A 25,879-nucleotide genomic window follows, 5' to 3' on the forward strand; every position below is an offset into this window, starting at 1 on the left:
TAAGTGTTCGAGTTCACCATTACAAAAATCATATATTCTCACGTTATCCATAACTCCTCCTCAGATTGACAGATGAAGGGGCACTGGCTATACTTGAAATGTTAAAATGTAAATCGGATAAAACGTTGATGAAAATGAAGTACGCCGGAGGATGGCTTGATCAGAGAACAGGTTCCTTTACGAAAGCGTTTCGTAATGGCTGTGAGAACCTTGAAGACAGGCCGGTGGAAAGCTAATTTCGGAGTGTGGGATCACAAATCTCACCGGGGGCACCCGTTATCAGCCGCGACAAGGCGATCGCCCTTTAACTTTCCCGTGAATCGGGTTAAGGCGATAACCAGGGTGGTACCGCGATATTAATCGTCCCTGAATTATTCAGGGGCGTTTTTTTGTTTTTTATTTTTCAGGAAATTTGTGTAATCCGGCGCATTCGCCGAATTAATGATGAGACGGGAGCTGTAAATAATGAAAGCAAGTGAAATTCGTTCCAAATGGCTTAAGTTTTTTGAAAGTAAAGGTCACAAGATTGAACCTAGTGCATCCCTCGTACCGCATAACGATCCATCGCTGCTGTGGATTAACGCAGGTATGGCACCGCTGAAAGCTTACTTCGATGGTCGTGAGATTCCTGAGAATCCGCGCCTGACCAACTCGCAGAAATGTATTCGTACCAATGATATCGAGAATGTAGGGAAGACACGTCGTCACCATACGTTCTTCGAAATGTTGGGTAACTTCTCTATCGGCGATTATTTCAAAGAGGAAGCTATCACATGGGCTTGGGAATTCTTGACTGGCAAGGAGTGGATCGGCTTCGATCCAGAACGTATCTCCGTAACTGTGTATGCTGAGGATGAAGAAGCATTCAAGCTGTGGAATGAAAAAGTGGGCTTGCCAGCAGAACGCATCATTAAGCTGGGAGATGAGAACTTCTGGGATATCGGCGAAGGCCCTTGTGGTCCTTGTTCGGAAATCTTTTATGACCGCGGCGAAGCTTACGGCAGCGACATGAGCGATCCAGAAATGTATCCAGGCGGAGAAAACGAACGCTGGCTTGAAGTATGGAACCTAGTGTTCTCACAGTTCAACCATAACAAGGATGGCAGCTATACGCCGCTTCCGAACAAAAACATTGATACCGGTGCTGGATTAGAGCGTTTTGCTTCCATTCTGCAAGATGTAGATTCCAACTTCGATACCGATTTGTTCCAACCGATTATTCAAAAAACTGCTGAGCTTGCTGGTGTAACTTATAAAGATAATGTTGAGCAGGATATCGCGCTTAAAGTTATAGCTGACCATGTGCGTACGGTTACTTTTGCCGTAGGTGACGGAGTACTTCCTTCTAATGAAGGTCGTGGTTATATTATCCGTCGATTGCTACGCCGTGCCGTTCGTTACGGAAAAACCTTGGGTCTGGATCGTCCATTCCTGCATGAATTAACGGAAACTGTTGGCGAGATTATGGGTGTGTATTATCCATCCGTTGTCGAGAATCGTGAATATATCGCAAAGATTATCCGTACAGAAGAAGAACGTTTCCACGAGACATTGTCTGACGGATTGGCTATTTTGGGCGAGATCAGTACTAAAGCAAAAGCGGATGGCCTCAGCACCATTGCTGGAGCCGATGCATTTAAGCTTTATGACACTTACGGGTTCCCGTTTGACTTGACTGAAGATTTCGCAGCAGAGCAAGGATTAACTGTAGACCGTGAAGGTTTCGATGCCGCTATGCAAGAACAGCGTGACCGTGCAAGAGCAGCACGTCATGACGGTGGAAGCATGAAGATTCAGGGTGGCGCATTGGCGGATCTGACGGTTAAAAGTGAATTTGTTGGATATAATGACTCGGTAACAGAGTCGAAGATTATGGCTATTGTTGTGGGTGACGAATTGGTGGACACTGCTGGCGAAGGCGTAGAGTGCCAAGTGATTCTTGAGGCAACACCGTTCTACGCTGAAAGTGGTGGACAGGTGAGTGACACGGGTGTGCTTACTGGCGGTTCGGTTACAGCTAAGGTAAAAGGATTGTTCAAAGCTCCACACGGTCAACATGTACATTTGGTAACTGTGGAAGCTGGAGAATTGAAAGTAGGCGAATCGGTTCGTGCTGAAGTAGATCGTGCACAGCGTGAAGATATCGTGAAGAACCATACAGCTACCCATCTACTGCATAAAGCGCTCAAAGAGGTTCTCGGCGGCCATGTTAACCAAGCAGGATCGTTAGTGGAAGGCGCACGTTTACGGTTTGACTTCTCCCATTTCGGAGCGATTACACCGGAAGAACTAAGCGACATCGAGCATCGCGTGAACGCACAAATTTGGCGTGGTCTTGATGTAGTCATTGAGAACAAGCCGATTGATGAAGCTAAGGCTATGGGTGCTATGGCACTATTTGGCGAAAAGTATGGCAATATCGTGCGTGTCGTTCAAGTCGGCGATTACAGCCTTGAGCTTTGTGGCGGATGCCATGTATCCAACACATCTCAAATTGGAATTTTCAAGCTGCTTAGCGAAAGTGGTATTGGTTCTGGAGTGCGCCGTATCGAAGCAGTGACTGGACGTTACGCTTATCAGTTCACTGAGAGTCAACTGGATCTGCTCAAGCAATCTGCGGGTCTACTGAAGTCTTCTTTGAATGATGTTCCAAAACGGATTGAAGCACTGCATAACCAAGTCCGTGAGCTTTCGCGTGAGAATGAATCCTTGCAATCTAAGCTGAGCGCAACATTTGCTGCTGAACTAACGAGCAGTGTGAAAACGGTTGGCGCAGGTACGCAGCTTCTTGCTGTTGCCGTACAAGCAGGAAATATGGATGCATTGCGTTCCACTGCAGATGAATTGAAATCCAAGCTTCCGGATGCTGTTCTTGTTCTGGGTGCTGCCATGGACGACAAGGTGAACTTTGTTGTAGCTGTACCACAGGATCTGGTGAAAAAGGGCTTCCACGCTGGTAAGATCGTTAAAGAAGTTGCAGCAGTATGCGGCGGCGGCGGTGGCGGACGTCCAGATATGGCACAAGCTGGCGGTAAAGACGCTTCCAAGCTTAGTGAGGCACTGGCTAAAGCAGAAGAATTAATAGCTTCCCTAGCATAAATTAAAATTACGAAACTATTTCTTAATTTAAACGTATTACGAAAAAACATAGCGGTACTGAGAGGTTGACATCAGTACCGCTACTCTTTATTAACAGGTGGTTAGATTTTCATGAAAAGTTGTGCTTGACAATAGCTTAAAAGCCAAAAATATCATTATTTTTGTAGAGGAAATACCAAAAAAAGCGTTATTCCACGCGTAGGATTTCCTCGTTGGGCTATGAATATGTTATGATAAAGGAAGCAAGTGAGCTGCACAGTAGCAACTTTGCGAAGCCGCCCTGATAGGGTGATTTTGCAGAAGGAAGGTGTCACAAATGGACTCCATGGACAAAACGGTCAAATTCAATGTGAAGGGCGACGAAAAGGAAGCATCTCCCCAGGAAATATTGCTCGCTGTATACGATGCACTGGTGGAGAAAGAGTATCATCCGATCAATCAGATCGTAGGGTATCTACTTTCCGGAGACCCAGCTTACATTCCGCGTCATAACAACGCGAGAAGTTTGGTCCGGAGAAAAGAACGTGATGAGCTGATTGAAGAGCTGGTTAGATTCTACCTCGTCAATCACAAGGTGGATAATCCCAGATGAAGAAGAAGTTAGGACTGGATTACGGCGACCGTAGAATCGGTGTAGCCACAAGCGATGTTTTTGGATGGACGGCACAAGCTCTTGAAACGATTGAGCGCCGCGGTACTGGTAATGAGTTCGAACGTATTCGTGAACTTGTTACGGAGCACGAAATTGGAGAGATTGTAGTTGGTCTACCGAAGAATATGAACGGCTCAGTAGGACCCCGGGGCGAAATCTGCATAGAGTTCGCTGACAAGCTGCGGGAGCAATTTGCAATGCCCGTACACCTTTGGGATGAGCGTCTGACGACGGTATCCGCAGAGCGGGTGCTGATTGAAGGGGACGTCAGCCGGAAGAAACGCAAAGGGATTGTGGACAAAATGGCTGCAGCCCTGATTTTGCAAAATTTTTTGGATGCTAACAGTAAAAGGTGAGGGGTGCGAGGAAATGACAAACGAACAGATTGGCCAAGAGGAAGAACCGGAAATTATCTATATTCCCGATGAGGAAGGTAATGAAGAGGAATTCGAGGTCATTATGAAGTTTGAGGTTGATGGCTCGGACGCTAAGTACATGATGGTGGTTCCGCTTGATTCCGAGGACGAGGAAACCGATGAGGTTTATGCGTTCCGTTATGTGGAAGAAGGCGACGATCTTCAATTGTTCATGATCGATAATGACGAGGAGTGGGCGATTGTCGAAGAGACTTTCAACACACTGGTTGACGAGTTGGACGGAGGATCTGAGAATGACTGATCGATCCGCTGACCAAGCGGTATGGACTTCTCGACTTAAAGAAGCCTACGGAGAAACAGTAGAACTGGAAGATGAGCAGGGCAAGTCTTCCATTTACGATATTATTGCCGAATTCGAAGTCGGTGGTCGCGGCTATGCTGTGCTGCAAGGCGCTGGTAAAGACGTGGATTATGAAATCCTGCGTATCGTTGTCTCTCCTAACGGACTTCCGGAATTAGAGAACATCGTTGACGATGAAGAATGGGAAGATATCTCAGAATTATATGATGAAATGACTTTCCCAGTGGATGACGCAGAGTAAGTCTTAAACATGTACGTTACATTTATGACGAGTACGGAAGAGGGCGGAGAATTCCGCGCTCTTTTTGCTTGGTATATGTGATGTTCTTTTTGGAGAATTCAACTTATTAATTCCTGTGATTCAGGTACGATCATCAATCCCTCTTACTTATAGGGAATTGTCCTCATAAGTAAGAGGGATTGGTTGGTGTTTTGATATTATAAGGAATTACTCCCTATAATTTTAAGGAATAACCGAGATCATGCCTTGAGTTGATGAAATGTAAGGAGTATTTCCCTATAACTCTTACAGTGACCTCCTTATGTAGAGCATTTCTTGAGATATGTATTGAATTTTAAGTAATACACTTTTATACTTTATAGTCGGAAAGTGAGGAACCTGACTTGAAATCCGCAATCCGTACTGTGCTTATCGTTATTCTTTTGCTGGTAGCAGCAGGAGGCGGAGGCGCTTGGTACATTTGGAACGGGATGCAGCCGGTAAAGCCTGCAGGACCTGCCGTAACATTTACGATAGAGAAGGGCATGGGCAGTGCGGAAATAGCCGACCTGCTCGAACAAAATGGCATTATTCGCAACAGTCTTTTTTTTAAGGGATATTTAAAATGGACCAAAGAAGGTTCTAGCTTCAAGGCTGGTACTTATGTTGCTAGTCCAGGCGATACCTATGACGAGCTCATCGAGAGGTTAAATGCTGGTGATGTTGTTAAGAAAGAGACCATAACTTTTACAATTCCCGAAGGATATACTGCTGAGCAGATTGCCAAGAAGCTTGCTGAAGCGTGGAATCAGGAGGCTGCTATTTTTCTCGAAATAATGGATACCGGTGCGGGCTTAAAGGGAGTTGATCTTCTAGGTATCCCACAGGATAAGAATCTTCGCCATCGTCTTGAAGGATACTTGTTCCCAGAAACGTATGAACTAGCTAAGGACAGTACACCGCAGGAAGTTGTAGAAGCGTTATTGGATCAGTTCCAGAAGAAACTGGATACGATCCCGAACTGGAAGCAGAAGCTTGAAGCACGTGGAATGACGCTGCATGAACTGTTGACGGTGGCCTCGTTAGTTGAGCGTGAAGTCGTGGTAGATAGTGAACGACCGCTAGTCGCTGGCGTGATTTATAACCGCTTAAAGAAGGAGCAAAAGCTGGAGATTGATGCTACGGTTCAATATTTGCTCGACAAACAGAAGGAAAGACTGTTATATAAAGATTTGGAAGTTGACAGTCCTTATAACACCTATAGAAATATTGGGCTTCCTCCGGGACCTATTAGTAATCCAGGGCTGGCTTCTATTCAGGCGGCACTTGAACCTGAGGCATCTGAATACTACTTCTATGTGACAAAGAAAGATGGTACACAGGGCCATTTGTTTGCTAAGACTTACAAGGAACATTTAGCCAATATCGAAAAAAGTAAGCAAGAATCGAAATAAAATATTAAAATGAAGAGTGGTGCGGTTGAAACAACTGTACAAGTAGGAGGTACAACATGACTAACAAACCGGAATTATTGGCGACAGCAGCATCCTTAGAGGAAGCTGCTGCTTTGCTGGATGCCGGAGCCGACGCGTTGCTCATTGGGGATGATCGTTTCGGCATGCGTCTTGCCGGACATTTTTCTCTGGAGGATACAGCTGCTGTCGTAGAAATGGCACATGCGCGTGGCTGCAAGGTATATGCTGGACTAGGTGGGCTCATGTCCAACCTTCTTCTTGAAGAGCTTCCTGCCTATGTGAAGGCTATAGGTGAACTTGGTGTTGATGGTGTTGAATTTGGTGATCCTGCTGTGTTGACTACAGTGAAAAAGGAAGCGCCGGGGATGAATCTGCATTGGAATGCAGAAATGACCTCTACCAATTACGCAACCGCGAATTATTGGGGGCGTAAAGGGGCTACTCGCGTTGTTCTTGCCCGTGAGCTGAATATGGATGAAATGACGGAAATGGTTCCGCTTTTAGAGGTAGAAGCACAGGTTCAGGTTCACGGCATGACCAATATATATCATTCCAAGCGTAAGCTTGTAGAAAGCTATATGTCACATCAAGGACGTCCAATTGAAGGGGGCAGTCTTGGCAAGGAACGTGGTCTATTCTTGATTGAGGCAGAGCGAGATGACCAAAAGTTCCCGATCTATGAAGACGTGAACGGTACACATATTATGAGTTCGGATGATATATGTATTTTGGAGGATCTTCATATCCTTATGGCTGCAGGCGTACAGAGTTTTAAGATTGAAGGATTGTTGAAATCAACAGCTTATAATGTGGCGGTTGTTAAGACCTATCGTAAAGCTATTGATCTCTATGCAGCTGATCCAGAAGGCTATTCTTTCCAAGAGGATTGGATGGAAGCAATCAGAACGTTGCAGGATCCAGAACGGGAGCTAAGCTTCGGATTTTTCTATAAAGAGCAAGTATATTAAGTTTAATTTAAGACAGTTCTTAGTTCCCCGCAAAGACTAGGTGTAGACATCACTTTGTGGGGCGATGGAGGGGAGAACAGGAATGGGAACCATGACAAAGCCGCAATTCAAGGGCAAACGTTACCGTCTGGACAAACCGGAGCTCCTAGCTCCGGCCGGTAATTTGGAAAAATTAAAATTCGCAGTACATTATGGTGCGGATGCTGTTTATATCGGAGGGCAGAAATACGGTTTGCGTTCAGGGGCAGACAATTTCAGCTTTGAGGAAATGCGTGAAGGTGTTGAATTCGCGAAGAAGTATGGCGCTAAGGTATTTGTTGCAACGAACATTTATGCTCACAATGAAGATGTCGCAGGGATTGAAGAATATCTGCGTAACCTATATGAAGTCGGTATTGCTGCCATTATAGTAGCTGACCCAGTCATTGTAGATACAGCGCGCCGTTTAGTACCTGGATTAGAGGTGCATTTGAGTACTCAACAATCTACACTAAACTGGCAAGCTGTATCCTTCTGGAAAGAAGAGGGTCTACCACGTGTAGTACTCGGGCGTGAGACAAGCCTGGAAGAGATCGCCGAGATTAAGAAGCATGTCGACATTGAAATTGAGAGCTTTATCCATGGTGCGATGTGCTCCTCATACTCAGGTCGCTGCGTATTATCCAATCACTTTACAGACCGTGACTCCAATCGCGGAGGCTGCTGCCAGTCTTGCCGCTGGAAATATGATCTGTTCGAGGATACGCGTCCTGAAGGCACTTGGGTGTCTGAAGAAGATCAAGCTGAAGTGCAATCTCCGGCACCTTTACTTCCGGGTGTAACTCAGATTCCACTGCATCAGCAAGGGGATAATCCCTTTTCCATGGGATCTAAGGATTTGTGCATGTTGGAAAGTATCCCTGAACTCATTGAAGTCGGTATCGACAGCTTCAAGATCGAAGGACGGATGAAGTCGATTCACTATGTAGCTACTGTCGTTAATGCTTATCGTAAAGCCATTGATGCTTACATGGCTGATCCGGAAGGGTACGAGTTGAAGCAAGAGTGGCTGGACGAGCTAAACAAAGCGGCGAATCGCCCGCTTAACACAGGGTTCTTCTATGATACTCCGGATCATGAAGATCATATCTATGAACCGGAAGAAAAAGCAGCTCCTTATGATTTTGCCGGACTTGTGCTAGAATACGATGCTGAGAGTGGAATGGCACTAATTCAGCAACGCAATCACTTCAAGCCTGGTCAGGAAGTTGAATTCTTCGGACCGAATGATACGTTCTTTAAGCAGACTGTAGCGGAAATATGGGATGAAGCAGGCAACCCGCTTGATGTAGCCCGTCATCCTCTGCAACGTGTTCGTATGAAGGTAGATCAACCAGTAGCATACTTTGATATGATGCGTAAGAGAAAATCTTAATAGGATACAGGGATGTTCTTTGTTAGAAGAGCATCCCTGTTTTTCTTTTGACAAAGCTAACAATAAGTTATATATATTAGTAACTAACAAATAAATCCAAGAAGGAGGGCAGAACGAACGAAGTTTTTTTGCCTCAAAATACATAGGTTAAAAGTTATAAAAAAAGTGTATTAAAGCTAAGAAAAAAGACCTAATATACCGATATATAATATAGTTAGCGCTTTCATATGTCCTCTAATATTAGCGGGTAGATAATCATGATGGGGATCCTGATCAAGATAGTATTAGTGAAAAGCATAAAGAGAGAAGGTTAGAGATGAAGAAAAATAATAAGAAATCCGTAAAAGTACAGAGCAATGAAGCAAGCACAGGTAAGACATCAAAGCTAGATGCTAAGAATATGGTGTTGGGTTGGGGAAGCCAAATCAAGAGAGTGAATCCTATTAAATCCGTCGGAGTGAAGTTATTTCTAATCTTCCTATGCTCCACTGTAATCGTAGTGATGTCACTTGGGCTAATATCATATTCAAAGGCAAAAACAACGATAAAGAATAACGTATCCGAAGCTTATCGTCAGACTATTATTCAGACTGCGGAGAAGCTGGATATTACCTTGAAACAGTATGAGAACCTGGCATTGCAGCTTTATTTTGATGCACAAACGCAAACGGATCTTAGGACTTTGGTGAATGCAAAAACGTCTTATGAAAAGTTTGAAGCTACAAGCTCCATTAGTAAGAAATTATCCAGTCAGACTACAACAGATTCTAATATTATCAGTGTTTCTTTGATTCCAGAGTCACCTGATCAAGATATTGTTACAAGTGGTAGTGGTGGCATTAATCTTGATGGATTAAGAGAGCAAGAATGGTATAAGACGGTTCTAGCCAGCACCAAAGAATATAATCCATATTATTCAGACGGTGACAAAGGCGGTGCCAAAAATATTTGGTTCTCCACTTCCGTTCAAGGAAATGCAGAAAAGGATATCGCTATGGTGAGATCTCTTAAAAATCTGGGATCAAATGATAGTTACATAATCATGATTGTAATGAAAAATACACTGTTGGAAGAAGCTTTCGCAAGCGTGAAGCTTGGAGACGGCTCCCGTATTCAATTGGTGACTCCTGATGGAACAGTGGTGGCTTCTACCGATCAGAAGGATGAAGGAAAGCCGTCGGAGTTTACTTTTATCAAAGAGAGCAAGAAGAATAACACTAGTCTAGATGTCAAAGATTCTAACGGCAAACCAATTCTGGCGGTGTTTAATCCGATGATGCGTGCGGATTGGAAGCTCACCGGTGTAGTTCCTACAGACGAGCTTGTGAAGGAAGCACGTCCGATTCTGTTGACAACTTTTATTGCAGCTGCGGGTGCGGCTCTGCTGGCGATATTCATCGGAATTTGGATGGTTCGTATGATTGCTCGCCCACTGGCACGTTTGAAGAATCTTATGGTTCAAGGTGCAGGTGGAGACTTAAGTGTACGCACAGAATATGTGTCTAAGGATGAAATTGGGCAACTGTCAGCATCCTTTAACTTGATGATGGAGCGTATTACTGAGCTTGTATCGCAAACAACAGAAACCGCTCGAGATGTGCTGGAGACCGCTGGGGAGCTTGGAGAAGCATCGCGCAAGACAGCTATCTCAGCGAAGGAGATCGCAGCCGCGACGGAAGAAATCGCCGGAGGAGCAGGCAGCCTGGCACTTGAAGCCGAACGTGGGAATGAGCTTACAGATGTGATAGCTACACAAATGCAGACTGTGATCAGTGCCAACTCTGAGATGGACGAGGCTGCTCGTGGGGTAGGAGAAGCCAGTGCGCAAGGTGCTAAACAATTAACGGATTTATTGGATCAGACTAGCCGTACTGGGGAAAAGACAAGTGCGCTTGTAGAGCGTGTTAATCATTTGAAAGAAACGGTATTCTCAGTAATTAAGGTGCTGGACGTGATGAAGAGTATCACACAGCAGACGAATATTTTGTCATTAAATGCGACGATAGAAGCTGCACGTGCAGGTGAAGCTGGTAAGGGCTTTATGGTGGTAGCAGGTGAAGTGCGACAGCTTGCCGACCAATCAAAGCAGTCTATCGCCCTAGTAGCCGGAATTACCGACAAGATCATAATGGAAATGAACGAAACGGAAGCTGTATTATCTGAAGTGGCCCCTCTCTTCAAAGAGCAAATAAGCTCAGTGAAGAGTACGAGTGATATCTTTGTATCCGTAAAGGGACAGATGGATGAGTTCATTACTAGTCTGGAATCGGTGACAACAGCGATCAGCAGCTTAAATCATTCACAGGTTGTGTTGTCAGAAGCGATGGGTAACGTAAGTGCTGTAGCTGAGCAATCTTCAGCGACTTCCGAAGAAGTGGCTTCACTCAGTAACGAACAGCAAAGTGTTAGTGATCAACTCGTTTCACTATCAGGCAAGCTGGAAAGTGCTTCAGGACAGTTGAAGGACAAGCTGTCATTATTCACTATAAAGTAATAGGATCCCTTATTAATCATTATATGGTCTTCCTAACAAAACCGCTTCTTCGCTATGAGGAAGCGGTTTTGTTATTGTATAAAGTAGAACTTCCCCGTATAATAATTTTGTTAGGTAATTGATAATAACAAGTTAGTAAAAAGGTTTAAGGAGAAGGACCCTATGAAAGGTAAACGCATCTTTGGCTGGTGGTCCGCTATCGGGGACATGAGCATGGAACGCAAGCTGCTCCTCGTCTTTTTAATCATTATTACGCTTCCGCTAACCTTTATTAGTGTGTTTACTTATAAGAGTTATTCAGCTTCTATTCAGGGCAACACTATTGCTTATTCTGAGAAGCTAATCGATCAAATGATGGATGGAGTAGATGATTACATCGAAGATATGAAGCGAATTTCATCTATGCCAGCCTATGTGAACGATATTAAACAAAATTTAATTCGTTCAAACCGCTACTATGAGCAGAAAGAGATCATGGGTGGGAAGGGAGGCAGTGCCTCATTGTCGCCTGGAGATTTTGATCTGTTGCTATCCATTCAGCGGGGAATAGAAGGTAATATTTCATTTATTAACAATATTAAGCGAGGCGCGAACACGGTTTATATTTTTGATGCTCATGGGAATGGTTATTATTCTGCCAAGGATGGTGGAGTGCGGCTTGACCTTGATCAAAGCTATACGTACTGGAGTCAGCAGACGAAGGATTCCAGCGGAGAAGCACTCTTGTTTGGTACCCAATCGTTTACGAGTAATTTGCAGAGTACTCGATATGCTTTTACTGTTGTTCGCAAAATCGTGGATGGATTGTTAAATCCGATTGGGCTGATCGCGGTAGAAGCGAATATTAGCAATCTGGAGAATCGAGTTAAAGAGTTGGATAAAGTAACACATGGCCAATCTCTGATTGTTGATGGAAATGGGATGGTCGTGTACGACAGCAATAAAAAGCTTCTTGCCACAGATGTATCTGATTCAGAGCGATTCAAAAGGGTCGATGGGATATCCGGAAGTTTCTATGATACAGTCAACGGAAAAGAATTTCTGAATATCTACTCAAGCTCTAACAAGACCAATTGGAAGGCCATTATCTCCATTCCTGTGGATGTGCTGATGCGGGATGTGAAGGTGACCCGTAATGCAACTCTCGCTGCTACATTAAGTATCATTGTGCTGGCGTTAATTATCTCCATTATTCTATCCTTTGCACTAACAAAATCACTATCGCAGATGATTCTCCTGATGAAAAAGGTTCAGGGCGGCGATCTAGATGTGATGTTTAGGGTTAGACGGCGTGACGAGATTAGTCTGCTCGGGCATCAGTTTAATCGAATGTTGGCTCGAATCAGACAGTTAATTCAGGATATCTACCGAATTGAAGAACAGAAGAAGGAAGCGGAACTTCACGCTCTGCAGAGTCAAATTAATCCTCATTTTATCTATAATACGCTGGAGTCGATCCGGATGACCGCTGAGCTTAATGATGATATTGAAGCTGCGGATATGATCTCTATTTTAGGTAAACTGCTACGGTATAGTACAAGTGATTTGAGCGGTAAAACGACTATGCAGCAAGAGCTTGGATATGTGCGCAATTATGTTGAGCTGCTGAATTGTCGCTACCCTAATCGTTTCGTGCTGGAGATCGACGTGCCGAATGCTTTAGATAATTACTCTATTATCAAGCTGGTCTTCCAGCCGATCATAGAGAATGCAGCCTATCATGGCTTAGATGATAACAAACCGCAAATGCATCTAAGCATTCGTTGCGAGATTACTGAGCAAATGCTGCTGTTTCATATTAAGGACGATGGCTGTGGAATGGATAAGCTCACTTTGGAGAAATTGAACGAAGGGCTGCAAAAAGAAAGTCCTCCTAAGAAAAGTATCAATGGGGGCATTGGTATGAAAAATATACAGCAGCGTGTGCGCCTTCATTATGGAGCAGCATATGGAATTGAGGTATATAGTGAGCTCGGACAAGGGACGGATGTTATTTTGTCGCTACCGTTGCTGGAACCGGAATTGATTAGATTACCTGACTGAAAAAAGAGGGGGCTGTCCGTTGATGGGGATGAGATTACACTGGACTACGCGTACCATACTGCTGCTTCTCATTTTGTTATCGATTAGTGGCTGTGAGGACAACACCAAGCAGACGGAATCACCAGCACCTCCAGTTGGAAACGAAGTGAAGTCTGACTTATCCGGCACTATAGTCATGATGACCAATCGAATAGATCTGATTGAGAACGGAACTTTTCAAGGATACGCAGATCAATTCAAGCTAAAATACCCCGGGGCGAATGTCGAATTTGAAGGTCTGTCCAACTATGCAACGGATATTCTGGTACGGCTGTCCACTAAGGATGCTGGTGATGTACTGCTGCTTCCGGTGAATCTTCCTGCGAAGGAACTGGATTATTTTTTCGAGCCATTGGATGAAGTAATAACTGCTGGTGAACGGTTCCCTTCTTTTTCAGTTTATGAGGGCAAACGATATGGGGTATCGACGGGAACTACCACGGTAGGGATAGTTTATAACAAAAGAGCCTTCGAAAAGGCAGGAATCACTTCTGTTCCACGGACATTGGATGAATTCTACGAAGCCTGCGCTAAGTTGAAAAAGGCAGGTATTATCCCGTTTTATATGAATTATGGAGCGATATGGCCACTGCGCGAATGGGATACTCTAGTTAATTATATGGCAGGTAACCCTGAGTATCTTAATAATATGGTGAATGAGGATCATCCATGGCAGCTTGACAATGAGTGGGGAGAATCCATTTCCATTGCTAGAACCTTGATTGCTAAAGGTTATGTTGAAGATGAACTATTCTCGAATAATTGGGAAATATCGAAGACTAAGCTCGCCAAGGGTAAAGCAGGTATGTATTTACTTGGGAATTGGACGATCAGACAAGTCCTTGATGTAGGAGCTTCGCCAGAGGATATTGGATTCTTCCCATTTCCATATGATAATAGTGACTCTCATTATGCGCCGATCAATTCAGACTGGTTCATGGGGGTAAGTAAATATAGCAAGAATAAAGAGCTTGCAATGGCTTGGCTGAACTTTTTTGTGAAGGAGACTTCCTATAAAGATGATTGGGGATTCCTCCCTGCTGACGGCAGCTTAAACCCTTTTATGCCGCAGTATCAAGAGTTTTTATCTTACAAACCGAAGCTGCTTGATGCCACAGTTCAGAGTGATGCATTCATTGATATCGCAAATCGTGCCAAGCTATCCTTTTGGTCCGGTGATTATATTCAGGAGTTGCTTGCTGCACCTGATTTACAGAAGGCTTTTGATGAACTGAATGCTAAATGGAAGGAAGCGCGAGCGGAAACACAGGTGGCTTCACAGCCTTAAATATATAAGTACATAAATTTCAAGTAAATCTGGAGGGTTTAATATGGCTAAAAAGGTCACCATGCAAAAAATAGCCGATCATCTCGGTGTATCTAAATTTGTTGTCTCTAAGTCACTATCGGGTAAAGCTGGCGTTAATGAGATGACCAGAGAACGAGTTATTCAAGCGGCTTCGCAGTTAGGCTATTTTACGCAAAAGAACGCTTTTGTCCAAGGTATTAAACGAACTCCTCCGGTGGCGGGGAGTGATCGGAATAAGCAATCTGTGCTTGTATTAATGCCGAATATCCGCTCACAGACTCAGGATTCCTTGTATTGGGGAAAGATTGTGGACGGTATTGCTCTTGCTCTGGATCAAGAAGGACTAGGAATGGTGATCATCTCTGAGAACCGTGCAGATAATTTTGTTAATATCTTGAATCCAAGCGGGATTCTTGGTTTGGTAGGAGTGGGTGAAATCTCAACTTCTTTACTGCTTGAGGTACATCGCATCGGTCTGCCGATGGTGTTGATTGACCATGAAGATCCATTAATTCCAAGTGATACTGTATTCGCGAACAATGTGGATTCGATGGCTCGGTTGACTAATCATTTGATGGGGACAGGCCATACCCAAATGCATTTTATCGGGAATATTGGATTCTCACGCAGCTTCCGTGACCGGTGGATTGGCTTTCGGAGTGCGCTGGAGGAGAGTGGGATAAGACTTCCTTTGGAAGACGACTCGAATCTCTTTTTGGAAGGGGTGGAGGAAGATGTATTCCAAGAGGATTTTAAAAATTGGGTGATGAAGCGGAAAAAAGCGAAGACACTCCCAACCGCCTTGGTCTGCGCCAATGACAAAACAGCACTCTCGGTCAGTGATATCCTGAAGGCAGAAGGTCTTAATATTCCAGGGGATATCTCGGTTACGGGCTTTGATAATATTGAGGATGCCTCAAGAGGTGTTCCGCCGCTAACTACTGTACATGTCCCTAAAGAGGCGATGGGCCGGGCGGCAGTGGAGAAGCTGCTAAGCCGGATTGGGCATCCCTCTGCACCACTGGAGAAGATCCTGATCGCAGCAGACATAGTGCATCGTGATTCTGTGGATAAACCGCGAGACTAGAAATTAGTTTTACAAATATATAATGGTGAAGGTAGTTTAGGGGGAAATGCCATGACTGAAGCGATTACAATGCCAAAGATAGATGGCGAGCATATTATTCTGCGTGGTGTAGAAGCAACCGATCTGGAGGCTTATTATAGCTTTTTACTTGATGAGGAGATGGGACGTCTAACGGGGTCGCAAGGAGAAATCTCTCGCGAGCAAACTGCGGACTGGATTCGAAAAATTAGTGTTCCAGCTGAGGATCGTGTGGATCTTATGATTATCGTCAAGGAAACGGATGAGCTTATCGGAGAAGTGGTGCTGAATGAAATAGATCCGGATAACCGCAGCGCAAACATTCGAATTGGGATTCGTAGCCATGAACATAGAGGGAAAGGTTACGGTACTGAGGCTATGACTCAAATGCTGCAATATGGCTTTGAAAGCTTGAAGCTGCATCGCATCCATCTTGGTGTGTATCCATTTAATCCAAGAGCCATTCATGTCTATGAGAAGCTCGGTTTCAAACGCGATGGTGTGGAGCGGGATGCTCTTTATGTTGATGGAGAATTTCATGACTTGATTTTGATGTCTATGCTGGAGGATGAATACCGGGCTTTGTATGGAACAAAGTGAGATCGAAGGTGATCGGGAATGACGAGAGAGGCTAGGCTAGGGGTCTATTTACGCGAGCTAGAAGAAAAATTATTAAAGCCAGAAATTCGTTCTTCTCCTGAAGAAATATCAAAGCTGCTCGCCGACGATTTTTTTGAAATTGGTAGTTCGGGTGGAATGTGGTATAAAAGTGATGGTATTCCTGAAGAAGGACTAGGAGTTGTTCGAATGACACTGAGTCATTTTGAGCTACATCTGTTGTCTGAGGATATAGCGTTAGTAACCTATCGAATCTATAACGAAGACAAGAAGCAACATACACTGCGCAGTTCAATATGGAAGTGTAGGAATGGAGAATGGAAGATGTATTTCCATCAAGGTACACCTGCCCGTGTCTAGTAAGAAGAAAAAAGCGTTCTCAGTAGAAACTTTAACTGAGGACGCTTTTTTTTCTGTATAAGTTTAAAAGCCAAACCCTACAGTGCTAAATTACGATCAATGAGAGCGATACGTTGCTGTACACAAGCATAAGAGCGAAGCGGATCCTCAGGAGTGTTCAGCACGTAATCTAACATCTGGTCAACGGTAGTTGTAGCTACATGGATGCGAGTGTCGGAGGAAGCGTAGTAAATGTAGATCTCACCGTTATCGCGTGCAATCACACCATTACAGAACACGACGTTAGAGACATCGCCGACACGTTCTTCACCGTCTGGTGCGATGAAATGACCGCCTGGTGAATGCGTGACTTTGTTTGGCTCCTCCAAATCAGATAAAAAGGCATAGAGCACGTATCTAAGCCCAGCAGCAGTATTGCGTACACCATGAGCAATATGCAGCCAGCCTTTTGCAGTTTTGATAGGTGCAGGACCTTGACCATTCTTTACTTCCTTGATGGTATGGTAGTGGCGTTCATCCATGATAGTCTCGCTCGTAATCTCGGCATCCTCAATGGTATCCGAGAGTCCCCAGCCAATACCGCCACCGGAGCCTGCATCAATAAAACCATCCTGTGGGCGGGTGTAGAAGGCATATTTTCCATCTGCGAATTCAGGGTGAAGCACCACATTACGCTGCTGAGCAGAACCTGTCTTAAGATCAGCAAGACGTTCCCAGGTCTTTAAATCCTTTGTGCGAACAATACCACATTGTGCTACTGCGCTGGAAAGATCGCCGTGTGGGGCGTTTGGATCTTTGCGTTCTGTACAAAAGAGACCGTAGATCCAGCCATCTTCATGGCTTACGAGGCGCATGTCGTAGACGTTGATATCCGGAACTTCTGTCTCAGGCAGCACGACTGGGTGATCCCAGAAGCGGAAGCCATCCACCCCATTGTCACTTTCAGCTACAGCAAAAAAAGATTTGCGATCATTACCTTCAACGCGGGCTACGAGATAGAACTTGCCGTTCAGTTCAATCGCACCAGGGTTGAATACACCGTTTACACCGATTCTTTCCGCGAAGAAAGGGTTGGTGTCTGGGTTGAAGTCGTAACGCCAGATTAGGGGAGCATGCTCAGCGGTAAGCAGTGGATAAGCATAGCGGTCATAAATACCGTTTCCATAAGGAAGCTTTTCATTTTTACGGGTGATCAGTGTTTCATAACGATCTGTTAATTGTTGTTTGCGTTCTTGAAATAATGACATTATACAGTCTCCTTTATAGTTGATTTCAGTCGTGCGATCATTTCGAAGCAGGCTCTGCTGTTATGATAAGGACATTTCCAGGCACTAACCTTTGGAGCATGAGCTAAAGGCTGGTAATTCTCATCTACACTCCAGTACCATTCGCCTAACTGGTGATCTACCATATATTTATCAATAAAAGTCCAGGAGGCTTGGGCAGCCTCGTTAAATTTGCTGTCACCGGTCAGCTGATAAGCATTATAGAATCCTACAACCGCCTCGGCTTGCGGCCACCAATCTTTCTCTTTGCTCAGTAATCCGTTCGGGTCTGCTTCATTCCATATTCCGCCGTCGTTATCTATGCCTTCCGCAAGAACAGCCTCTGCCATGGAGATGGCTACTGTATGTACACGATGCAGTAGTTCTTCATGTCCAAGGGTTTCTGCTGCTTCCACAAGTAACCAGCTACCTTCGATATCATGTCCGTAGGAGATAATATCTGATTTCACAGTCCATGCTTCATCTAAGAAAAGATGAAAATGCTTCCCTTCCTTATCAATGATATGATCCAGCATTGTTTCGATTAGCTCAGCCAGCTTGCTCTCTAGTTCCTTTGACTTCCATACTCGAAAAAGTCCGGTATAAGCCTCTAACACATGCAGATGCGTATTCATAGATTTTTTCTCATTCATATCCTTACTGCTAAGACTTAGGTTATCCGTGATTTGCCATTCCCGGGATAAAGCTTCAACATAACCTTTATAAATAGAATCATAGCCGTATTTCTCTACAAGCTGGAACAAATGAATCGCATCATCCAATACCTCAGATCGTTCGGTCGCATGGTAGTACTCAGCCAATGCGTAGATAGCAAAAGCTTGGCCGTAGATCTGTTTTTTCTCCTGAGCAGGTTTGCCTTCAGCATCGACCATCCAGTATAATCCGCCATACTCTTTATCGATGAAGTGATCCATCAGATAGGCATAGGCACGTTCTGCCATAGCCAGATATTCTGTCTTGCCGTAAATCCGGTAAGCGCTCGCAAAGGACCATAGAATACGGGCGTTAAGCACAAGGCTTTTCTCCGCGTCAGGACTAGTGTTCAGCTGATTGTCAATCTCGCCAACAAATCCCCCATTAATTTTGTCCTTCGTTTGTTTCATCCAAAAACTGAGGATATTACCCTGCAGCTCATCTTCAAGCTGAGTAATCCATAATTCTGGTGAATTAATCATTGGTTATTAGTCACTCCTCACATTACTTATTGATTTTTGAGGTGAAATATTCGTTGATAATCCCTGCGGCTTGCTTGCCATACATACAATAATCATCATTCTTAGCAGCTTCATGAATGGGATAAAGTTGAGTAGGCCAGTCCCAGAGCATAAAGCCCTGAACCCAATCTCTGCGCTCACAGCCTTGAAACATTGCCCGATAGAACTTGCTTTGTTCCTCTTGGTTCGGTTCACCCTTTAAGGTCCAGTCATTAGGAATCGCGGCGCTTCCGCTCCGGCTTGGGCAACCGGCTTCCATGAAAAAGAAAGGCTTATTCTGTGATCGCACTACATTCTCAATGCGGTCTAGCTGAGCTTCCCAGTCGTTAGCTGGATAATACCCACTTGAAGAAATCACATCGAGCGCATCCCACCAGGTTACGTTGTCCTCCTGATACTTATCGCAATTGTAAGTAAGAATTCCTGAGTAAACCTTCCGAACCTCAGCAATAAGTGTGCGCCATTCAGTTTCCCGCCTATCCGTTTGTACAAGCTCACAGCCGATACATAACATCTCACAGCCTGTTTCCTCAGCGATGGAGGCATAGTGCAGAATGAATTTGGTATATGAGCTGAACCACTCAGACCATTTAGGCTCGCAAGGAACATCCTTATCGAAAAAGTTAATGTGAGCACGCCAAGTTCCGTCAGCGCAATTAACAATCGGCTTCAGGCATACCTTTAACTGTAATGATTTCGCTTTACTGATGGCCGATTTCACTTCTTCATCACTAACGGTTGGAGTTTCCCAATAGGGAATTTCCGTTGAATGAGCGGTAGCTTGAAGCGCACTAAGAGCAATAGCTGTCCAGTTCGCTCCAGTAACTGAAGACATGAGTTCCATCGAACGTTCTGCTTCTTCTGTTTTCCATGAACCACGAGTACCCGAGAAACCCCAGGTTACACCTGCAATGTATTCGTTGTTAAATCGCATCGAGAATCCCCACCTTACATTGAAAATAGAAAAGAGAAAAATTAGAAAAACTTAATTTTGTTATATAGTTATTATTAATTTGTTAGTTTATAATAACAACTTAATTTAGTTATATACTTTTTTGAAGATGATTTCAAGGACAATTTATAGTTGCGGCTGGGAAATTTGAATAACTTTCGTTATAGTAAAGACAAGACTATAAATGAGCGCAATCCTACATTGACGTAATACTTGGGGAGAATACTATTCGTGATGATAGCGCAATCATAATAACTGGCCGATACAACTGGAGGGAAGTACTCAAATGATAAATATTATGATTGCGGACGACGAGGAAGTCATTCGCAGAGGGCTTGAAAAAATCACATCCAGGATGGAATTAGACGTACATGTAATTGGATCCTACGGAAACGGGTTGGAAGCTTGGGAGCATATTGAAAAGTTATCCCGAGAGGATATGGATCTGCTTATTACAGATATAAAAATGCCTAGAATGGATGGTTTTAAGCTAATTGAACAGGTTAGAGGACAGATGGAGGATATGCCTATTGCTGTCCTTAGCGGGTTTAGTGAATTTGAATATGCCCGTCGAGCAATCCGTCATGGGGTGATGGATTATTTATTAAAACCGATTGATAAGACTCAGCTATATGAACTGCTCAAGAGAGTAGAGGGTGCGAAGAAAAAGAATGTCAAAGAACAGGAGGAGATGTTCTCTCAAGCGGCAGACGGTGGAGAGCATTACGTAGTTGAACAGACTAAGAGCATACTGGAGAGGGAGTATGATCAGAACTTCGAACTCGAGCGCTTGGCGGAGACCGTCGGTATGAATGCGAGCTACCTCAGCCGTTTGTTCAAAATAAAGACGGGACTTACCATTACCGATTATCTAATTCGGATTCGTATTACTAAGGCGAAAGAATTGCTGATGGAGCATCCTGACCTGAAAAATTATGAAATTGCCGATAAGGTAGGTTATAGTGATCCTGTTTATTTTAATAAATTGTTCAAGAAAATGTGTGGTATGACACCTAAGGATTATAAAAGCGGCTGTAAAATATCGAAAATGGAACGAGAGTTTTAGACTTATATAGGAAGCTATTATTTAAGAGGGCGATAAGCTCTCTTTTTTTGTGGTTATTTTCGATAAATTATATAACATAATATAAATAACAAAAACAAAAATAACAAATACAAGACCAGAAAAAGCAATTCAAACCATCGTTTTGCGTTAAAAATAGATTTATAATGAGTATGTAAGCGATATCATCACTTGTTTTCATGAGTAATTCAATAATTGTGGAATTGATAAATACTCATCCCAACTATTCGTGATGATAAAAGTTATTATTTTGTTATTTACTAAAAATTAGATTCGAAACGAAGAGAGGGGTCGTAAAAGCATGAAAAAAGGCAAAACAATAGTGAGCTTAATGGCACTGACACTTGTTGCGGGATTGTTTAGCGGTTGTTCCTCAAACAACAACTCCAACAATGAGGGTGCAAAGAACACAGGGAATAAGGGGACATCCACAGAGGCGACGGCAGCTCCGGCTGATGATGCAGCAACCAAGGATATTAAAGGGGATATCACGGTTATTACGCAAAGAACGGATATTGTTGATACCGTATTCAAAGAGTATGCGGCTAAGTTCAATGAGAAGTATCCTGATGTAAAGGTAAACTTTGAAGCGCTTGCTACTTACGAAGATCAAATTAAAATTCGCATGAGCACTAGTGACTATGGCGACGTTCTTTTGTTACCTACAAGCATAGCTATTAAAGATATTCCCGATTTCTTCGAACCACTAGGTACGCTCGAAGATATGCAAAAACAATATACAGGTGTGGAAGAGCGTGCAGTAGACGGAATGGCTTACGGAATTCCAATGACCATCAACTTTAACGGCATTATTTACAACAAACAAGTCTTTAAAGATGCCGGGATTACACAGGTTCCAAGAACGCCTGAACAATTCTTAACTGCTCTGCAATCTGTTAAAGACAAAACAAAAGCTGTACCGTTGTACACAAACTATGCAGCAGGTTGGACATTGACCCAATGGGAAGCGGATCTGGCTACAGTAGCTGGTAACCGTGATTATGTGAACATTGGTCAAGTTGCTAGTGATGACAACTATGTTCCAGGTCAACCTCACTATGAGCTGTACAAAATTCTATATGATGCAGCGCAAAAAGGTTTGATTGAAGAAGACCCAACGACAACAGATTGGGAATCTTCCAAAGCGGATCTGGCAAACGGAAAAATCGGCACGATGGTTCTTGGATCTTGGGCGATTGGTCAAATTAAAGGCCTTGCTACTAACCCTGATGACGTTGGCTTTATGCCATTCCCTACGAATGCAGATAAAGTGCTTGTACCACTAGCGGGTGACTACAATCTGGGTGTCAGCGTTCATAGTAAAAACAAAGAAGCTGCTAGAGCTTGGGTGGATTGGTTCATTAACGAATCTGGCTATCCAACGACTGAAGGTGGCGGTATGAGCCCAGCTATCGGTGCTGAGCTTCCAGAAATTCTGAAACAATATGAAGGCACTGAAGTAACCTTTGATACACTTGCAGCTGCTAAAGCCGGCGAAGAAGGCTGGTCTGATGAAATTGACAAGCAAGCTGAAATCGGTGCTTGGCAGCCAGACTTCAAGAAACGCATTATTGAAGCAGCAATTGGCAACAGAAAAGAATCCTATGATGACATCATGAAAGACCTGAATGACAAGTGGAAGGCCGCTCGCGCGAAAGTCATAGCTCAGTAACATCTATAAGCTTTTAAATGCTATAGGCGGTAGTGGATGTGGGAGGGGATTTGCTAACAGGCATTTCCCCCTTCACATTTAAATGAGTCATAAATAAATGAGGATGCTTTTTCTGGAGGTGTATCGGGTGTTCAAGTTTTCGAATTTGAGTTACAAAAATCAACGGATTGCCATCATATTCTTGTTCTCATTAGTGCCGATCGTATTACTACTAACGTTTGCTTATTATCCAGTCATCAGTATGTTTCGATACAGCTTCACCAGCTGGAATGGACTAAGTAAAAATATGGAATACGTTGGGCTGGAGAACTACAAGACTATTTTTACGAAACCGGAGTATTTTTCTGTATTTAAGGTCAGCTTGTATTATTTCTTCACCACCTTTATTCAGATGGCGCTTGCTTTATATTTTGCGACCATTCTGAGCTTTAGTGTTCGTATGAAAAATTTGTTCAAAGGGATTTTGTTCTTCCCAACCTTGCTAAATGGTGTAGCCATCGGTTTTATCTTTCTTTTCTTTTTCAAACCAGATGGAACGCTAGACACGATTCTTAACCTGCTCGGACTTAGTGGTTTACAACAGAAGTGGCTGCTCAATCCGAATTTGATTAACTTCTCACTTGCAGGTGCGTCACTGTGGAGATACATGGGGATGAACTTCCTGATCTTCCTTGGGGCTATCTCCTCGATCGGTTCGGATATTTATGAAGCCGCTGAGATTGATGGTGCAAACAGATGGCATCAGTTTATGCATATTATTTTGCCAAGTATTAAGCGTATTCTGCAATTGAACTTGATCTTAGCGGTTAGTGGCGCCATTGGTGTATTTGAAATTCCATACGTCATGACAGGCGGATCTAACGGAAGTAGCACATTTGTTATTCAGACAGTCGATGTAGCGTTCAAATATAGCAAAGTTGGATTAGCATCAGCGATGGCCGTAGTTTTGCTGGGTATCGTTATAGTAGTTACTATTTTGCAGCGCGTTCTGATCAAGGAGGAGAAATAAACTATGCATTCTGTAAAATATACCACTGCTAGTATATTCAAATATCTCACCTTGATTTTGGGAGCACTTGCAGCATTAATACCAATCGTAGTTGTATTCTTCGCCTCATTAAAGACAGGGCCAGAATATGCTTCTACCGGACCGTTAACACTGCCAGAGAATTGGCTGAATTTCTCTAACTACACTAAGGCTTTTGTTGATGGCAAAATGCTTCTTGGTTTTAAAAACACGGTCATTATCGTTGTGATCTCTATCCTGGGTGCAACGCTGACGGGTTCGATGATGGCTTATATTTTATCCCGCTTCAAATTTAAAGGTAGTAAAGTCCTCATCAGTATGTTTTTGATTGCTACCCTGATTCCGGGTGTTACCACGCAAGTGGCGACTTTCCAAATCATCAATCACTTGGGCTTGTTTAATACCAGATGGGCACCCATCGTAATGTACCTCGGTACGGATATTATCGCTGTATATATTTTTATGCAGTTCTTGGATTCGATCTCCGAATCACTGGATGAATCCGCGATGCTGGACGGAGCTTCTTATTGGACGATTTATTGGAGAATTATTTTGCCATTGCTGAAGCCGGCGATTGTGACAGTAATTATTGTGAAGGGCGTAAATATTTATAACGATTTTTACACTCCTTTCCTTTATATGCCGAAAACAGATCTCCAAACGATCTCCACCGCACTCTTTAAGTTTAAAGGTCCATATGGATCACAGTGGGAAGTCATATGTGCGGCGATTATGATCGCAATTATCCCGACATTGGTTGTGTTTACCGCGTTGCAAAAGTATATCTACAATGGATTTTCGCAAGGTTCAGTGAAGTGAGTTAGTAGATTTAATAACTTTAATAGATAAAATAGCAACTCGATAGGTTGCATACATTTGGAGGGAATACTAATGAGTGAAGTGAAATTGGTAGGAGCTAGTGCAATTAACATCCCTAATATGCCTTGGCAGGATAAGCCTGCTGGCTACGAGAATCCGATTTGGAGACATAATGATAACCCGGTTATCAAGAGAAATCCTGCAAAAGGTGTGGCGCGTATTTTTAATAGTGCGGTTGCTGCGTATGAAGGTAGCTTTATCGGAGTATTTCGTGTAGAAGATAACACAACTCGCCCACATCTGCGTATGGGACAAAGTGTTGACGGTCTGGATTGGAAGATTGATGATGAGCCGATCCAATTTATAGATGAAGAAGGTAAACCTTATCAGCCGCGTTATGCTTACGATCCACGTCTAGTTAAGGTCGAAGATACATTTTATATTATCTGGTGTACTGATTTCTACGGTGCAGCAATCGGTGTAGCTAAAACACAAGATTTCAAAACATTTATCAGCTTGGAAAACCCATTCCTACCCTTCAACCGGAACGGCGTATTGTTTCCAAGAAAAATCAACAATAACTTCGTGATGTTGTCCCGTCCAAGTGACAGTGGTCATACACCATTCGGTGATGTATTCCTTAGTGAGAGTCCTGACTTTGTATATTGGGGTAAACACCGCCATGTGATGAGTAAAGGTGGTCAAGGCTGGTGGCAAAGTGTCAAGATTGGCGGCGGACCTGCACCGATTGAAACTACAGAAGGCTGGTTGATGTTCTACCATGGCGTTACTGGAACCTGCAACGGTCTTGTATATAGCATGGGCGCGGTTATTTTGGATATTAATGAGCCTTCGAAGGTGAAATATCGCTCAAAGAACTTCGTATTAACACCGGAAGAATGGTACGAGGAAAGAGGTTTTGTAAATAACGTTCTTTTCCCATGTGCTACTCTGCATGATGCAGAAACCGGTCATATCGCTATCTATTATGGCGCTGCTGATACTTATGTAGGCGTTGCTTATACAACGGTTGATGAAATCGTCAACTATGTGATCGACACCCATGAAGAGGTTGGAGACGATGCGGGTTTAGGTAAGATCTAATAGGGTGAGCAATCTTTTGGGGAACAACTTTTTGTTAGAGTGAAATTGGGTAGATGCTTGGCGCTGTGTTTTGATGCTGGGTTCTACACGTTGTGAGCTCTATATTCATTGATTTGGGCTTTTCATTGCATTCTTTGCAATAGAAACTCTCGATTTCGTCTGAAAAATAGAATCTATTGCACTCTCT

General features: G+C 43.6%; 22 protein-coding genes. 19 read left to right on the top strand and 3 right to left on the bottom strand.

What is annotated here, in order from left to right; all coding sequences use genetic code 11:
* Positions 1 to 465: 465 nt before the first annotated feature.
* From alaS to NST74_RS08090, 14 genes are all read left to right on the top strand, one after another.
* On the top strand, positions 466 to 3,099 hold the full coding sequence (gene alaS, locus NST74_RS08025; RefSeq protein ID WP_076120860.1) for an alanine--tRNA ligase: 2,634 nt from the start codon (positions 466 to 468) through the stop codon (positions 3,097 to 3,099).
* 316 nt (positions 3,100 to 3,415) lie between these two features.
* Positions 3,416 to 3,691: an IreB family regulatory phosphoprotein gene (locus NST74_RS08030; RefSeq protein ID WP_042125473.1), complete on the top strand. Its 276-nt coding sequence runs from the start codon at positions 3,416 to 3,418 to the stop codon at positions 3,689 to 3,691.
* Positions 3,688 to 4,107: a Holliday junction resolvase RuvX gene (gene ruvX / locus NST74_RS08035; RefSeq protein ID WP_042125475.1), complete on the top strand. Its 420-nt coding sequence runs from the start codon at positions 3,688 to 3,690 to the stop codon at positions 4,105 to 4,107. Before NST74_RS08030 ends, ruvX begins: the two co-directional genes overlap by 4 nt.
* A 13-nt stretch (positions 4,108 to 4,120) precedes the next feature.
* Complete coding sequence (locus NST74_RS08040; protein ID WP_038569507.1) at positions 4,121 to 4,429, top strand: DUF1292 domain-containing protein; 309 nt, start codon at positions 4,121 to 4,123, stop codon at positions 4,427 to 4,429.
* The gene (locus tag NST74_RS08045; RefSeq protein WP_341111385.1) at positions 4,422 to 4,730 is read left to right on the top strand and encodes a DUF1292 domain-containing protein; all 309 of its coding nucleotides are present in this window, start codon (positions 4,422 to 4,424) and stop codon (positions 4,728 to 4,730) included. The genes NST74_RS08040 and NST74_RS08045 overlap by 8 nt, the downstream gene beginning before the upstream one ends.
* A 383-nt stretch (positions 4,731 to 5,113) precedes the next feature.
* Positions 5,114 to 6,163: an endolytic transglycosylase MltG gene (mltG, locus tag NST74_RS08050; RefSeq protein WP_341111388.1), complete on the top strand. Its 1,050-nt coding sequence runs from the start codon at positions 5,114 to 5,116 to the stop codon at positions 6,161 to 6,163.
* Positions 6,164 to 6,219: 56 nt separating this feature from the next.
* On the top strand, positions 6,220 to 7,152 hold the full coding sequence (locus tag NST74_RS08055; protein WP_076120859.1) for a peptidase U32 family protein: 933 nt from the start codon (positions 6,220 to 6,222) through the stop codon (positions 7,150 to 7,152).
* 82 nt (positions 7,153 to 7,234) lie between these two features.
* The gene (locus tag NST74_RS08060; RefSeq protein WP_076120858.1) at positions 7,235 to 8,566 is read left to right on the top strand and encodes a peptidase U32 family protein; all 1,332 of its coding nucleotides are present in this window, start codon (positions 7,235 to 7,237) and stop codon (positions 8,564 to 8,566) included.
* A 316-nt stretch (positions 8,567 to 8,882) separates the two neighbouring features.
* On the top strand, positions 8,883 to 11,060 hold the full coding sequence (locus NST74_RS08065) for a methyl-accepting chemotaxis protein (protein WP_076120857.1): 2,178 nt from the start codon (positions 8,883 to 8,885) through the stop codon (positions 11,058 to 11,060).
* Positions 11,061 to 11,222: 162 nt separating this feature from the next.
* Positions 11,223 to 13,103, top strand: coding sequence for a cache domain-containing sensor histidine kinase (locus NST74_RS08070; RefSeq protein WP_341111392.1), 1,881 nt, complete (start codon positions 11,223 to 11,225; stop codon positions 13,101 to 13,103).
* 22 nt (positions 13,104 to 13,125) lie between these two features.
* Complete coding sequence (locus NST74_RS08075; protein WP_341111393.1) at positions 13,126 to 14,430, top strand: ABC transporter substrate-binding protein; 1,305 nt, start codon at positions 13,126 to 13,128, stop codon at positions 14,428 to 14,430.
* A 43-nt stretch (positions 14,431 to 14,473) separates the two neighbouring features.
* A complete protein-coding gene (locus NST74_RS08080) occupies positions 14,474 to 15,538 on the top strand; it encodes a LacI family DNA-binding transcriptional regulator (RefSeq protein ID WP_341111394.1) in 1,065 nt (354 codons plus the stop codon).
* Positions 15,539 to 15,589: 51 nt separating this feature from the next.
* On the top strand, positions 15,590 to 16,156 hold the full coding sequence (locus NST74_RS08085) for a GNAT family N-acetyltransferase (protein WP_341111395.1): 567 nt from the start codon (positions 15,590 to 15,592) through the stop codon (positions 16,154 to 16,156).
* Positions 16,157 to 16,174: 18 nt separating this feature from the next.
* Complete coding sequence (locus tag NST74_RS08090) at positions 16,175 to 16,534, top strand: nuclear transport factor 2 family protein (RefSeq protein WP_341111397.1); 360 nt, start codon at positions 16,175 to 16,177, stop codon at positions 16,532 to 16,534.
* A 77-nt stretch (positions 16,535 to 16,611) separates the two neighbouring features.
* Here NST74_RS08090 and NST74_RS08095 read toward each other — a convergent pair whose 3' ends face one another.
* Genes NST74_RS08095 through NST74_RS08105 form a run of 3 tightly spaced genes read right to left on the bottom strand, consistent with a single transcriptional unit; the run spans position 16,612 to position 19,968 of the window.
* Entirely contained in the window at positions 16,612 to 17,781 is a 1,170-nt protein-coding gene (locus tag NST74_RS08095) for a glycoside hydrolase family 130 protein (RefSeq protein ID WP_445668133.1), read from the bottom strand.
* Entirely contained in the window at positions 17,781 to 18,995 is a 1,215-nt protein-coding gene (locus tag NST74_RS08100; RefSeq protein ID WP_341111399.1) for an AGE family epimerase/isomerase, read from the bottom strand. Before NST74_RS08100 ends, NST74_RS08095 begins: the two co-directional genes overlap by 1 nt.
* A gap of 22 nt (positions 18,996 to 19,017) precedes the next feature.
* Entirely contained in the window at positions 19,018 to 19,968 is a 951-nt protein-coding gene (locus NST74_RS08105; RefSeq protein WP_341111400.1) for a glycoside hydrolase family 113, read from the bottom strand.
* A gap of 304 nt (positions 19,969 to 20,272) precedes the next feature.
* On the opposite strand from NST74_RS08105, the gene NST74_RS08110 reads away from it, so the two are divergent.
* The 5 genes from NST74_RS08110 (at position 20,273) to NST74_RS08130 (ending at position 25,692) form a co-directional block, all read left to right on the top strand.
* The gene (locus NST74_RS08110; RefSeq protein WP_341111402.1) at positions 20,273 to 21,052 is read left to right on the top strand and encodes a response regulator transcription factor; all 780 of its coding nucleotides are present in this window, start codon (positions 20,273 to 20,275) and stop codon (positions 21,050 to 21,052) included.
* A gap of 319 nt (positions 21,053 to 21,371) precedes the next feature.
* Positions 21,372 to 22,742 carry an ABC transporter substrate-binding protein gene (locus tag NST74_RS08115; RefSeq protein ID WP_341111403.1) on the top strand — a complete coding sequence of 457 codons (1,371 nt, stop codon included), beginning with the start codon at positions 21,372 to 21,374 and terminating at the stop codon, positions 22,740 to 22,742.
* Positions 22,743 to 22,869: 127 nt separating this feature from the next.
* Complete coding sequence (locus NST74_RS08120) at positions 22,870 to 23,751, top strand: carbohydrate ABC transporter permease (RefSeq protein ID WP_341111404.1); 882 nt, start codon at positions 22,870 to 22,872, stop codon at positions 23,749 to 23,751.
* 3 nt (positions 23,752 to 23,754) lie between these two features.
* Entirely contained in the window at positions 23,755 to 24,588 is an 834-nt protein-coding gene (locus tag NST74_RS08125; protein WP_042186110.1) for a carbohydrate ABC transporter permease, read from the top strand.
* A gap of 72 nt (positions 24,589 to 24,660) precedes the next feature.
* Positions 24,661 to 25,692 carry a glycoside hydrolase family 130 protein gene (locus tag NST74_RS08130; protein WP_341111406.1) on the top strand — a complete coding sequence of 344 codons (1,032 nt, stop codon included), beginning with the start codon at positions 24,661 to 24,663 and terminating at the stop codon, positions 25,690 to 25,692.
* Positions 25,693 to 25,879: the final 187 nt, after the last annotated feature.

The sequence above is a fragment of the Paenibacillus sp. FSL F4-0125 genome, from assembly GCF_038008565.1.
GTDB lineage: Bacteria > Bacillota > Bacilli > Paenibacillales > Paenibacillaceae > Paenibacillus_AQ.

Bases quoted from the DNA above. Each gene is read 5' to 3' on its own strand.
- alaS (WP_076120860.1), top strand. From the start codon at position 466: ATGAAAGCAAGTGAAATTCGTTCCAAATGGCTTAAGTTTTTTGAAAGT.
- NST74_RS08030 (WP_042125473.1), top strand. From the start codon at position 3,416: ATGGACTCCATGGACAAAACGGTCAAATTCAATGTGAAGGGCGACGAA.
- ruvX (WP_042125475.1), top strand. From the start codon at position 3,688: ATGAAGAAGAAGTTAGGACTGGATTACGGCGACCGTAGAATCGGTGTA.
- NST74_RS08040 (WP_038569507.1), top strand. From the start codon at position 4,121: ATGACAAACGAACAGATTGGCCAAGAGGAAGAACCGGAAATTATCTAT.
- NST74_RS08045 (WP_341111385.1), top strand. From the start codon at position 4,422: ATGACTGATCGATCCGCTGACCAAGCGGTATGGACTTCTCGACTTAAA.
- NST74_RS08055 (WP_076120859.1), top strand. From the start codon at position 6,220: ATGACTAACAAACCGGAATTATTGGCGACAGCAGCATCCTTAGAGGAA.
- NST74_RS08060 (WP_076120858.1), top strand. From the start codon at position 7,235: ATGGGAACCATGACAAAGCCGCAATTCAAGGGCAAACGTTACCGTCTG.
- NST74_RS08065 (WP_076120857.1), top strand. From the start codon at position 8,883: ATGAAGAAAAATAATAAGAAATCCGTAAAAGTACAGAGCAATGAAGCA.
- NST74_RS08070 (WP_341111392.1), top strand. From the start codon at position 11,223: ATGAAAGGTAAACGCATCTTTGGCTGGTGGTCCGCTATCGGGGACATG.
- NST74_RS08075 (WP_341111393.1), top strand. From the start codon at position 13,126: ATGGGGATGAGATTACACTGGACTACGCGTACCATACTGCTGCTTCTC.
- NST74_RS08080 (WP_341111394.1), top strand. From the start codon at position 14,474: ATGGCTAAAAAGGTCACCATGCAAAAAATAGCCGATCATCTCGGTGTA.
- NST74_RS08085 (WP_341111395.1), top strand. From the start codon at position 15,590: ATGACTGAAGCGATTACAATGCCAAAGATAGATGGCGAGCATATTATT.
- NST74_RS08090 (WP_341111397.1), top strand. From the start codon at position 16,175: ATGACGAGAGAGGCTAGGCTAGGGGTCTATTTACGCGAGCTAGAAGAA.
- NST74_RS08095 (WP_445668133.1), bottom strand. From the start codon at position 17,781: ATGTCATTATTTCAAGAACGCAAACAACAATTAACAGATCGTTATGAA.
- NST74_RS08100 (WP_341111399.1), bottom strand. From the start codon at position 18,995: ATGATTAATTCACCAGAATTATGGATTACTCAGCTTGAAGATGAGCTG.
- NST74_RS08105 (WP_341111400.1), bottom strand. From the start codon at position 19,968: ATGCGATTTAACAACGAATACATTGCAGGTGTAACCTGGGGTTTCTCG.
- NST74_RS08110 (WP_341111402.1), top strand. From the start codon at position 20,273: ATGATAAATATTATGATTGCGGACGACGAGGAAGTCATTCGCAGAGGG.
- NST74_RS08115 (WP_341111403.1), top strand. From the start codon at position 21,372: ATGAAAAAAGGCAAAACAATAGTGAGCTTAATGGCACTGACACTTGTT.
- NST74_RS08125 (WP_042186110.1), top strand. From the start codon at position 23,755: ATGCATTCTGTAAAATATACCACTGCTAGTATATTCAAATATCTCACC.
- NST74_RS08130 (WP_341111406.1), top strand. From the start codon at position 24,661: ATGAGTGAAGTGAAATTGGTAGGAGCTAGTGCAATTAACATCCCTAAT.